The organism is Novosphingobium sp. FG90, from assembly GCF_057808725.1.
The window spans coordinates 145,558-156,550 of record NZ_JBMDIO010000001.1 but is presented as its reverse complement, the minus strand read 5'-3'; the positions used below and the strand labels follow the sequence as shown (position 1 = coordinate 156,550).

Annotated in this window: 11 protein-coding genes; 7 read left to right on the top strand and 4 right to left on the bottom strand. The window is 64.5% G+C overall.

Annotated features, from left to right (window positions below; all coding sequences use genetic code 11):
• Positions 1 to 66 precede the first annotated feature (66 nt).
• On the top strand, positions 67 to 1,719 hold the full coding sequence (locus ACODRZ_RS00640) for a GMC family oxidoreductase (protein ID WP_488969091.1): 1,653 nt from the start codon (positions 67 to 69) through the stop codon (positions 1,717 to 1,719).
• A 306-nt stretch (positions 1,720 to 2,025) separates the two neighbouring features.
• On the opposite strand, the gene ACODRZ_RS00635 is transcribed toward ACODRZ_RS00640, so the two are convergent.
• Entirely contained in the window at positions 2,026 to 2,799 is a 774-nt protein-coding gene (locus ACODRZ_RS00635; RefSeq protein WP_488969090.1) for a helix-turn-helix transcriptional regulator, read from the bottom strand.
• A 179-nt stretch (positions 2,800 to 2,978) separates the two neighbouring features.
• Here ACODRZ_RS00635 and ACODRZ_RS00630 point away from each other — a divergent pair, with 179 nt between their 5' ends.
• On the top strand, positions 2,979 to 4,100 hold the full coding sequence (locus tag ACODRZ_RS00630) for an acyl-CoA dehydrogenase family protein (protein WP_488969089.1): 1,122 nt from the start codon (positions 2,979 to 2,981) through the stop codon (positions 4,098 to 4,100).
• A 66-nt stretch (positions 4,101 to 4,166) separates the two neighbouring features.
• On the opposite strand, the gene ACODRZ_RS00625 is transcribed toward ACODRZ_RS00630, so the two are convergent.
• Both ACODRZ_RS00625 and ACODRZ_RS00620 read right to left on the bottom strand, forming a co-directional pair.
• Positions 4,167 to 5,093 carry a GGDEF domain-containing protein gene (locus ACODRZ_RS00625; RefSeq protein ID WP_488969088.1) on the bottom strand — a complete coding sequence of 309 codons (927 nt, stop codon included), beginning with the start codon at positions 5,091 to 5,093 and terminating at the stop codon, positions 4,167 to 4,169.
• A 318-nt stretch (positions 5,094 to 5,411) separates the two neighbouring features.
• A complete protein-coding gene (locus ACODRZ_RS00620; RefSeq protein ID WP_488969087.1) occupies positions 5,412 to 6,089 on the bottom strand; it encodes a helix-turn-helix domain-containing protein in 678 nt (225 codons plus the stop codon).
• A 207-nt stretch (positions 6,090 to 6,296) separates the two neighbouring features.
• Between ACODRZ_RS00620 and cobA the strand changes: the two genes are divergently transcribed.
• Genes cobA through ACODRZ_RS00595 form a run of 5 tightly spaced genes read left to right on the top strand, consistent with a single transcriptional unit; the run spans position 6,297 to position 10,304 of the window.
• The gene (gene cobA / locus ACODRZ_RS00615) at positions 6,297 to 7,100 is read left to right on the top strand and encodes a uroporphyrinogen-III C-methyltransferase (protein WP_488969086.1); all 804 of its coding nucleotides are present in this window, start codon (positions 6,297 to 6,299) and stop codon (positions 7,098 to 7,100) included.
• The gene (locus ACODRZ_RS00610) at positions 7,097 to 7,393 is read left to right on the top strand and encodes a DUF2849 domain-containing protein (protein ID WP_488969085.1); all 297 of its coding nucleotides are present in this window, start codon (positions 7,097 to 7,099) and stop codon (positions 7,391 to 7,393) included. Before cobA ends, ACODRZ_RS00610 begins: the two co-directional genes overlap by 4 nt.
• Complete coding sequence (locus ACODRZ_RS00605) at positions 7,393 to 9,027, top strand: nitrite/sulfite reductase (protein WP_488969084.1); 1,635 nt, start codon at positions 7,393 to 7,395, stop codon at positions 9,025 to 9,027. The genes ACODRZ_RS00610 and ACODRZ_RS00605 overlap by 1 nt, the downstream gene beginning before the upstream one ends.
• Positions 9,020 to 9,454 (top strand): DUF934 domain-containing protein, encoded by a 435-nt coding sequence (locus tag ACODRZ_RS00600; protein WP_488969083.1) that lies wholly within the window; start codon positions 9,020 to 9,022, stop codon positions 9,452 to 9,454. Before ACODRZ_RS00605 ends, ACODRZ_RS00600 begins: the two co-directional genes overlap by 8 nt.
• 37 nt (positions 9,455 to 9,491) lie before the next feature.
• Positions 9,492 to 10,304, top strand: coding sequence for a phosphoadenylyl-sulfate reductase (locus ACODRZ_RS00595; protein ID WP_488969082.1), 813 nt, complete (start codon positions 9,492 to 9,494; stop codon positions 10,302 to 10,304).
• A gap of 188 nt (positions 10,305 to 10,492) precedes the next feature.
• On the opposite strand, the gene ACODRZ_RS00590 is transcribed toward ACODRZ_RS00595, so the two are convergent.
• Positions 10,493 to 10,834: a hypothetical protein gene (locus ACODRZ_RS00590; RefSeq protein WP_488969081.1), complete on the bottom strand. Its 342-nt coding sequence runs from the start codon at positions 10,832 to 10,834 to the stop codon at positions 10,493 to 10,495.
• Between the last annotated feature and the right edge of the window lie 159 nt (positions 10,835 to 10,993).

Genomic DNA, 10,993 nt, shown 5'->3' with positions numbered 1-10,993 from the left:
GCCATTGCGCTAGTTCGTGCGACTTCGAGGGCGACTGGGACAACCCTGCGCCGGGAGAGACGAATTATGGCCAAGCAGTGGGACTACATCATCGTCGGCGCAGGCAGCGCGGGCTGCGTCATGGCGGAGCGACTGAGCGCCGACGGCCGCTCGCAGGTGCTGGTGCTGGAAGCGGGCGGCGAGAACGACAGCTTCTGGGTCACGCTGCCCAAGGGCGTCGCCAAGCTGGTCAAGAAGCCCGAGCACATGTGGGCCTACCACGTCGCCCAGCCCCGCGATCCCGGCGCCAATGACAAGGGCGCGGGCGAAGTCTGGATTCGCGGCAAGGGCCTTGGCGGCTCGTCCTCCATCAACGGCATGATCTGGAGCCGCGGCGAGCCCGCCGACTACGACGCCTGGGAGCGCGAGGCGGGAGCGGCCGGCTGGAACGGCACCAGCATGACTGCGGCATTCCTCGAACTGGAAGACCACAAGGCCGGTCCCGCCCCCATGCGCGGCAGTGGCGGCCTCGTCCGCGTCGACCCGGCCTGTTACACCTACCCCCTCGCCGAACGCATGATCGAAGCAGGCGAGGCGCAAGGCCTGAAGCGGGTGGACGACCTCAACGGCACCCCCGGCCCGCGCGTCGGCTATTACAGCCACAACATACGCAAGGGTAAGCGCGACTCCTCGGCGCGGACTTATCTGGCGGTGGCGCGCAAGCGGCCCAACGTAACCGTCGTCACCGGCGCCATGGCGGATCGTATCGTGTTCGACGGCACCCGCGCGATTGCACTGGAAGCCACGGTGGGCGGCAAGCCCGAACGCTTCGCCCTGACGGCGGGCGGGGAGATCGTGGTGAGTGCGGGCGCGATGGAAAGCCCCCTGCTCCTCCAGCGTTCCGGCATCGGTGACGCCACGCGGCTGGCGGCGGCGGGCATCCCGCTCGTCACGCATTCGCCGGACGTCGGCGAAAAGATGATCGAGCACCTGTCGATCTCGATGCCTTTCCGGCTCGACCACGGCAAGGGAACCAACAAAAGCTTCTTCGGCATCGGCGCTGCCTTCGCCATGCTGCGCTATCTGCTGCGCGGCGACGGCGTTCTGGCAACCGGCCCGTTCGAGGTCGGCGCCTTCTGCAACGTCGCCCACCCCGACGGGCGCACCGATGCGCAATTCTACCTTGGTGGCTACACCTTCGAGGTCAGTGACAGCAAGGATCCGGTGCCGCTCGACAGGATCGACCCCAAGCCCGGCGTCACCATCTACGGCCAGCTCCTGCGCCTCACAAGCGAGAGCAGCGTGCGCGCGACCGGCACCAAGGCAAGCGATGCGCCGGATATCCTGCACAATTTTCTCAGCACCGAGCACGATCGCAAATCCGCGATCGCCCTTGTCCGGGCCATGCGCGAGTACGTCCATGCCGGACCTCTGGCGAATATGGTCGGTGAGGAACTGGTGCCCGGCGCGGAAGTGGAAAGCGACGAAGACATCCTCGCCATGTTCCGCCGCCTGTCCAGCTGCGGCCTCCACGCCATCCGCTCCTGCCGCATGGGCTCCGATCCGGAGGCCGTCGTCGATCCACGCTTGCGGGTGAACGGTGTTCAGGGGGTGCGCGTGGCCGATTGCTCGGTGATGCCGTGGCACGTCACTGGAAATACCAATGCTCCGGCCATGGCTGTAGGCCTGCGCGGAGCGAAACTGATGCTGGAGGATCGCCGGGCCATTGGCATCGGCTGATCTGCAGGGCCTTCAAAGGTGGCGACGATCGCGCGAAGCGATACGTCGCCCGATCCCTCGCGGCCTAGAACCCCACCGAATTGAGTATCCAAGAACGTAGCGGGGCAAAAAGCGCCGCAAAGGCGGCAAAGATCACCAGAAGCTTGAATAGCAAGGCAGTATGCATCTTGCGTTCCATCGACATCCCTCTCTTTATGTTGTGAGCCGAGTGTAACAAGAAAAACGGCTTGGGAAAGAGGGTAACGCGAGGCGTGCGGGCAATGCTTGGCCCGCACCAGCAATCTGCAGCTATTTCAAAAAGCTACGTCAGTTCTGAAGCGAGATGTAACCGAGCTGGGCCGCCTTGAAGACGGTCTGGCTCCGGTTCACCGCGTTCAGTTTGGTCGCGGCATTGTGGATATGGAACCGCACCGTCGCGCGGCTGCGCGACATGATCATGCTGATCTCCAGATCGGTCTTGCCGATGGCCGCCCAGCGCAGGCACTCCACCTCGCGCTTGGAGAGACGGGATTCGGGCGGCAGCGCCTGGGTCGAACCCATGACCTGCACATACGTCGCGATGAACGTGCGCGCGTAAAGGCCAAGCGCGTCCGAATAGCGCGCGAAATCTTCCGACAAGTCCGTCTTGTCACGGTCCAGCGGGTTGAAACTGACCGCACCGATCTGGCCGAAAGGCAGATGCACCGGCACGCCGATCGCCGCGCGGGTCAATGCGCGGGTCTCGAAATTGCCGATGTCGATGGAGGACAGGTAGGCATTCGGCTCGAGGGTACGGAAACCTTCCGCGTTGGCCCAGAACGGCTGGCTTTCAAATCGGCACGCGGTCGTCAGCGGGCTGTCGAGAGCAATGCGCGAGTTGCGCCACCACACACGATCGTCGTCACCCCAGCCGAAGACTTCGGTGGCAAGGAGGTTGCCGTCGGCGTCGACAGGCGTGCGCTTGTCGGCGATGTCATGCGCGGGAGCCGCCCGCATGCCGCATTCCATGGCGATGCGATGCAGGGCCTCGGCTGCTGGGCGGATGCCTTCGGGCGACGTCACGCGGACGGCGTCGATGTTTTCCTGTGACAGAAGTTGCATTGATGTCCTCTCGAGCCCTTCCTTAGCCCGCGGAATCGGGGGGCACAATTGCTTGAAGCGCCGAATTACCGCGTTTTTATGACTAGCCTTTTGCCCAGCGGTAACAGGGCCGCGGCTGGTGATAGAAACCCGGGATCAAGCGGGACGTCCTTTCGGAAGTGCCCGATGGGGAGAGAATTGTGAATTTCGACCTCAGCGAAGACGAGGAAATGCTCAAGGCCCTGACCGAGCGCTTCGTTACCGACCATTACGACCACGACAGCCGCCGCGCTTTTCTGGCGGAGCCTGCCGGCTTTTCAAGCGCCAACTGGGAACTGCTTGGCGAACTCGGCCTGATCGCCGCGCCCTTCCCGGAGGACATGGGCGGCCTCGGCCTCGACGCGACGGGCATTGCCACGGTTTTCGAGGCGCTTGGCCGCGGGCTGGTCGTAGAGCCGCTTGCCGAATCGATAGTGATGGCGGGAAGACTCTTTGCGACGACGGCGCCCGAATCGCTTCGCGGCGAATGGCTGGAAGACCTGCTGACCGGCACCAGGCGCCTTGCCCTCGCTCATGCCGAAGCGCGCGCGCGCGACGGTCTGGACTGGGTGGAAACGACCGTAGTCGCCGAGGGCGACGGCTGGAAGCTGACGGGCTCCAAGCCGTACTGCGTCGCCGGCGGCGGAGCGCACGGCTATATCGTTTCGGCACGCATGTCCGGTAAGCCCGGCGACAAGGCCGGCATCGCCCTGTTCCTCGTGCCCAGGGCAAGCGCCGGAGTGGCGACCCGTGACTGGCACATGGCGGACGGCAGCGTGGCCTCTTCGCTGGAACTGACCGGCGTGGCAGTCCCCGCCGACCACAAGCTGAGCGACGACGGGCTCGCCGCCATAGCCGCGACCAGCGACCTCGCCGCCCTCGCCCGCAGCGCCGAGGCGCTGGGGATCATGGAGCGGATATTCGCCGAAACCATCGATTATCTGCGCACGCGCGACCAGTTCGGGGCCGCGCTGGGCTCGTTTCAGGCGATCCAGCACCGCATGGTCGCCCAGTACGCAGCGATCGAGCAGAGCCGCGCCCTTCTCAACCTCGCGCTCGTGTCATGGGGAAGCGACCAGTTCGCGAATGCCGTCCATGGCGCGCGGGCCTACATCGCCGATGCTTCGGTGACGCTGGGGCATGAGATGATCCAGTTCCATGGCGGCATGGGCGTAACCGATGAACTCGCCATCGGCGGCGGACACAAGCGCCTGCTGGTGCTCTCGCGCTGGCCCGAAGGACCGCTGGCAGCGCTCGACCGCTACGCCGGGCTGCTGAACTGACGTAACCACAACCTGACGAAAGGGGGCGTCACCGGCGACGGCGGCGCCCCTCCTTTTTGCGGGTATTCAGCCTACCGCGAGCCGGACGGGCTTTTCCATTTCCAGCCGGTTGCGACCCTTGGCCTTGGCCACGAACAGCGCCATCTCGGCACGCTCGATCGTGGAATCGAGGCTGGTGCCGACGCGGGCGACGCTGGCGCTGGCGGTCATTGCGAAGCTGCCGTCGCCGATCGCCTGCTTGAGCTCGGCCAGCGTCGTCACCACGCGGCGGCAGATCCCTTCCGCCTCGGCCGCCGTGACACGCGGCAGGATCACGGCGAACCGCTCCGACCCGATGCGCGATATGATGTCCTCGGTCCGCAACAGTTCGCGCAGGAGATCGGCGAAGACGGTCAGCACCTCGTCACCGACGTTCTGGCCGTACTGCATGTTGATCGTGCGGAAGAAATCGATGCTGAACAGGGCGAGGCAGCCCTCCATTCCCGCATCGAGCATGTGCTCCAGCATCGAGATGAACGCAGTACGATTGGTGAGCCCCGTCAGCGGATCGGTATAGGTCGCGGTGAACAGCCGTTCGCTGAGCGAGCGCAGTTCATCGACGTTGCGCATGACGCCAAGCACGCCATAAGGTGCCCCGTCGTGTCGCAAAAGCGCCCGCAGGCGCAGTTCAAACCAGCGCTTGCGGTCGTCACGGGTCAGGGCCGGAAACTCGATCCAGTCGAGATCCTCCCCCGCCATCGCGCGGGCGTGGGCCTTGGATATCTGCTGCTTGGCCTCGGGCGCAACGAGGTCCAGGAGATGCGGGCCGACCAGCACCCCTCCATCGGTGCGCGCAGGCCCGTCCATCCGCACGAGATCGCGGTGGCCGAGTTCGGCGATGCCCGGTGTGGCGTGGACGATGAATCCCTTGGGATCGGTCTTGAGGATCACGTCGGTCGAACTCTCGGCCAGCATCCCGTAGAGGACCGAGCTTTCCTGAAATGTGAAGTTCATGCCCATGCCGACTACGTCCCGGTGCCTGCCTCGACCTGTCCTTCAGCGACCCTCTTGGCCGCCGCGAATCTGCGCCTGGAGATTTGAGTAAAACACTCCGCAGATAAAATTAATATCATTAACCATAGATATTTCATTAACTATGCTGTAATTTAGTTCTATTAGTTAATAGAACTAACTTCACGAATTTCTTAAAATTCTGTTTACCACTTAAAGGTGCCGTGGAAAATACGAAATTCTGCCGATGCAGATTGGCTGCGCCACGCTTCGAATTCAGCAGATCAACGATGACCAGAGATGAAGCAGCAGAGCGCCGCTTTACAGTTCGATCATGATACGGACCTTGTCCGGCGTCGTTTCCACTGCCGCCGCGATCTGGTCCCGGCAGCGGGAGATGAGGTCGGTCAGGCCTGGCACCGTGCGACTAGGCCGCAATTCCGCGGCCTCGACCCCAAGCGCTTCGGCGATCGCGTCCAGACGCTCCTCGATCGGGCGGGCACGTCCCTGCTCCCAGGCCCACACGGTCGGCTTGGACACGCCGAGGCGACTGGCCAGTTCGCCCTGCGTCAGCCCGCGCAGCTTGCGCAGGCGATGAAGCCGCTCCCCCAGGCTCTCGCCGCCGATCGCACCCGGACCCATCGGTGCAGGCGCGGCACCCAGCCCGAGTTCGGTCTGCACGGCGCTGCGAAGCTGCGCCGCCCGCAAGGTCGCGCTGGGTATCGGCGCATCGAAGGCGCAACCATAGAGCGAGCCGCTGGCCCAGATGACCCGCGCGCGCGCGTGCGGCGCTTCCGGCAGATCGAGGTCCAGCACTTCGCCTATCTCGAGTTCGACCTTGCTTTCCAGAAGCACGCCGGTTTCGGAGAAATTGTGCAGCACCACCTTCATGTGCTCGCCCGACTCCAGCGCCCCTTGCGTCTCCAGCAACAGGCGTCGACGCTCCGCACGCGGGCGACCGTTTGCTTCAGGCGCTTCAAAATGGGCCGCAATGGGCATCAGTCCACCTCCATGTGTGAGGCAAACGTCCACAAGTTAGGTTAAGATTCGGTTAGAGCCGGAGCTAATGAAGCACCGAAGTCATGCGTAATTTCCTGCGAACCGCTTTGCAAAAGCGGCAATCCGGCCAGCGTAAAGCTCCCCTTACCCCCCTCAAAGCCATTATGGCTGGCATCCGACGACCATCGCGCCCATTTGCGCCACACCATGACCGCGAATCCCCCCAAGACGCCCCGCGTGGGCAAGGTGCATCTCGTGGGTGCAGGCCCCGGCGACCCGGACCTGCTGACCCTGCGCGCCGCGCGCCTGCTGATGAGCGCTTCGCTGATCGTGCATGACGGCCTCGTCGACCCCGCGATCCTGGCGATGGCGCGGCCTACGGCGAAGCTGATCTCGGTCGCCAAGGCCCGCTCGCGCCACACCATGAAGCAGGAGGAGATCAACGCCCTCCTCGTGCGCGAGGCGCTGGCCGGCAATGACGTCGTGCGCCTCAAGGGCGGCGATCCCTTCGTGTTCGGTCGCGGCGGCGAAGAGGCCGAGGCCTGCCGCGCGGCTGGCGTGGCGGTAGAGGTCGTGCCCGGCATCTCCTCGGCGCTGGGCGCATCGGCGGCAGCGCAGATCCCGCTGACCCACCGCGACCATGCCTCGATCGTCAGCTTCGTGGCGGGCCAGTGCAAGGGCCTGTCCGAACAGGACTGGTCGGGCCTTGCGGGCACGGGACGCACGCTGGTGATCTTCATGGGGATCGCCACGGCCGCGCAGATCTCCGAAAAGCTGATCGCCGACGGCCTGGCGCCCGACGTGCCCGTCGCAATTATCGAGAAGGCGACCCGCTCCGACATGCGAGTCCTGCGCTCTGCGCTGGCCGGTCTTGCGCATCTTGTCGAAAGTCAGAAGGTGCAAAGCCCCGCGCTTATCGTTATCGGCTCGGTCGCTGCCGACGCCCCTGACTCGGATGGGGACTCGGCGGACAACACCATTCGCGCCCTGGCGCTGGAGGCAATGCAGTGAAAATCCTGACGGGCAACGACCTGAAAAGCGGCGCCGTCGTGTGGTGGACCGGCTTCGGCTGGTCGCTCGACGTGAACGACAGCGCCGACGTGGCAGACGGCGGCGCGGCGATCATCGCGCGTGAAGAAGGCGCGCAGAACGTCTTCGCCGCTTATGTCGTCGATGGCGAAAAGACCGACGAAGGCGTGCGCCCCGCGCACATCAAGGAGCGCATCCGCGCCTTCGGCCCGACCGTGCGCCTCGACCTGACGCTCAAGCCGTCCGACCCCGCCGCTCTGAACTGGGTGATCTGATGTACAAGTACGACGAATACGACCAGCAGATGGTCGATGTGCGGGTCGAGGAATTCCGCGACCAGGTGCGCCGCCGCGTCTCGGGCGATCTGACCGAGGACCAGTTCAAGCCGCTGCGCCTGCAGAACGGCCTGTACCTCCAGCTGCACGCCTACATGCTGCGCGTCGCGGTGCCCTACGGCACCCTCAACGGCACCCAGATGCACCTGCTGGGGGACATCGCGGACAAGTACGACCGCGGCTACGGCCACTTCACCACCCGCCAGAACATCCAGTACAACTGGATCAAGCTGGAAGAGACGCCCGACATCCTCGCCGAGCTGGCGAAGGTGGAAATGCACGCGATCCAGACCAGCGGCAATTGCATCCGCAACATCAGCTCGGACCAGTTCGCCGGTGCCGCCGCCAACGAGATCATCGATCCGCGCCCTTATGCGGAACTGCTGCGCCAGTGGTCCAGCTTCCACCCGGAATTCCTGGTACTGCCGCGCAAGTTCAAGATCTGCGTAATCGCCTCCGAGACCGACCGCGCGGCGATGCGCCTGCACGACATCGGCATCAAGATGGTGCGTAACGACGCCGGAGAGATCGGCGCGCAGTTCTACGCCGGTGGCGGCATGGGCCGCACTCCGATGATCGCGCCGCTGATCCGCGACTTCGTGCCGCTGGACCAGCTCATCACCTTCTCCGAGGCGTGCCTGCGCGTCTATAACCGCCATGGCCGCCGCGACAACAAGTACAAGGCGCGCATCAAGATCCTCGTTCACGAACTGGGCCGCGACGAATATGTCCGCCAGGTCGAGGAAGAATTCGCGCACCTGCTGACCCAGCCGATCGAGCCGCCGCTCGCCGAACTGGAGCGGATCAAGGCGCACTTCACAGGTCCCGCCTTCGAGACCGGCCTGTCGGACGATCTGGACCTTACCGATCCCGACTTCCGCCTCTGGGTGGAGCGCAACACCACCGCGCACAAGGTTCCGGGCTACATCATCGCGACGATCAGCCTCAAGCCCGTGGGCGGCATCCCCGGCGATGCCTCGGCCGACCAGATCCGCCTGATGGCGAAGCTGGGCACCGAGTACTCGTTCGACGAACTGCGCGTCACCCACGCCCAGAACATCGTCCTACCGCACGTGAAGAAGGCCGACCTCTACACCGTCTGGCAGGCGCTCGACGAAGCGGGCCTCGCCACTGCCAACCTCGACACCGTGGGCGACATCATCGCCTGCCCCGGCCTCGACTATTGCAGCCTCGCCAACGCCCGCTCGATCCCGGTCGCGCAGAAGATCTCCGAACGCTTCGGTTCGGCGCAGAAGCAGGCCGAGATCGGCGAGCTGAAGCTCAAGATCTCGGGCTGCATCAACGCCTGCGGCCACCACCACGCGGGTCACATCGGCATCCTCGGCGTCGACAAGAAGGGCCTGGAAAACTACCAGCTCCTGTTCGGCGGCAGCGAGGGCGCGGACACATCGCTCGCCAAGATCATCGGCCCCGGTTTCACCGAGGACGGCGTGGTCGATGCGATCGAAAAAGCCACCGAAGTATACCTCGCCAACAAGCAGGGCGAGGAGCGCTTCCTCGACACCTATCGCCGTATCGGCATGGATCCGTTCAAGGAGGCCATCTATGGTTGACGTCCAGTTCCGCTTCCGTGACGACGAAGCCGTCAACGATCCTGCCGTCACCGTGGATGCGTTCTCCGAACAGTCGAACGCCACCGCCGTGCGCATCGAACCGGGCGAGGATGCCCGCGCGCTGCTGCCCTATCTCGACCGGCTTTCGCTCGTGGAAGTGAACTTCCCGGCGTGGACCGACGGGCGCGGCTACTCCGCCGCCCGTATCCTGCGCGAAGCCGGTTACGAAGGCGAACTGCGCGGCGTGGGCGACCTTGTGATCGACATGCTGCATCACATGCGCCGCTGCGGCTTCGATGCCTTCGCGCCCGACAAGGCGCTCAACCCCACCGATGCGAAGAACGCCTTCGAGCGGTGGGACAACGTATACCAGGCCACCGTCGTCGACGGCAGGCAGGCCATCTGGGCCAAGCGCCACCCCGCCTGAGGGGAGCGCAAGTCCAGGGGCCAGAAGGGATATCCCTATGTTCCGTACCGAAGCTGAAAACGAAGACCGTATCAGGGACCGCATCGACACCTCCGCCCGGTTCACCGAGGCGGACGCGGTGCGTCTCAACCGCCTGTTCCGCGGCACCGACACGAGCGAGATGCTCGAGACGCTGCTGAAGGAGCGGATGGCGGGCGATGTGGCGATCGTTTCCAGCTTCGGCGCGGAAAGCGCGGTGCTGCTCCACCTCGTCGCGAGCGTGGACCCGAGCGTGCCCGTGCTGTTCCTGGAAACCGGCAAGCATTTCCCCGAGACGCTGGCTTATCGCGACACCCTGATCACGCGCCTCGGCCTGACGAACCTCATCAACCTGACGCCCGACGAAGCCGAGATCACCAAGAAGGACGAGAACGGCCTGCGCTGGTCGTGGGACCCGGACGGCTGCTGCGAAATCCGCAAGGTCAAGCCGCTCGCCAAGGCGCTGGCGCATTACGATGCGTCTTTCACCGGCCGCAAGTCTTTCCAGAACTCGACCCGCTCGCACCTGCCGCGCTTCGAGATCGACACGACGGACGCGCAGGGCCGCCTGAAGATCAACCCGCTGATCGACTGGTCGGCGGAGCGTCTGGCCGCCTACATCGCCGAGCACGAACTGCCCGCGCATCCGCTGGTGGCGGAAGGCTATCCCTCGATCGGCTGCATGCCCTGCACCAGCAAGGTCGCGCCCGGTGAAGACCCGCGCTCGGGCCGCTGGAAAGGCTGGGACAAGACCGAATGCGGGATCCACGTCCCCGGCAAGGATGACGGTCCTGCCAGCGAACTGCCTCCGGGCTTCGATCCGGTGTTCTGAGGCGGAAAGAACTCACTTCGATCCTCACACCCGTCATCCCAGCGAAGGCTGGGACCGTTGTGGCCATCATGCGACCTCGCTCCAGGACGCCCGCGAACTATCGCCGTCCTTCGAGGGCTAGCCACCAACGATAGCGGTCCCACCCTTCGCTGGGATGACGGGCGGTCAAACGCGACCGCCGTGTCAGGTTACCGCTGCTTCTTGGTTATCGCCGCGTTGAAATCGGGATCCTTCTTCGCCACCCAGTCCACGAACTTGCGAATGTTCGGGTAAATCAGCAGCGCGTCCACGTCGGTGCCGAAGCGCTGGAGTTCGGAGTTCGTGAAGTTCGCGATCACCGTCTGCTGGCAGATCGGATGCATCGGCACGACATCGCGCCCGCCCCGGCTTTTCGGCACCGGGTGATGCCACACGATTGTCTCGCCTGTGGGCCGCCCGCAGAGCCAGCACTGTACCGGCTCGACCGGAACTTCCTCGTCCTCGCGATGCAGGTCTTCGTAGGGTCCGTGCTTCGAATACTTGCGGGCCATGAGTCTGCCTGAATTGCCTTGAATTGCGAAGGCCCCTACAGTGCCGGAGCAACCTCGGCAAACGCTTGAATGCCGCCCCTGCAATCGATGATGCAGGTTGTTCACAGCAACGATGCGGAATTTGCAACACCTGGCAGCTAGCCGGATCGCGGCTTTGTT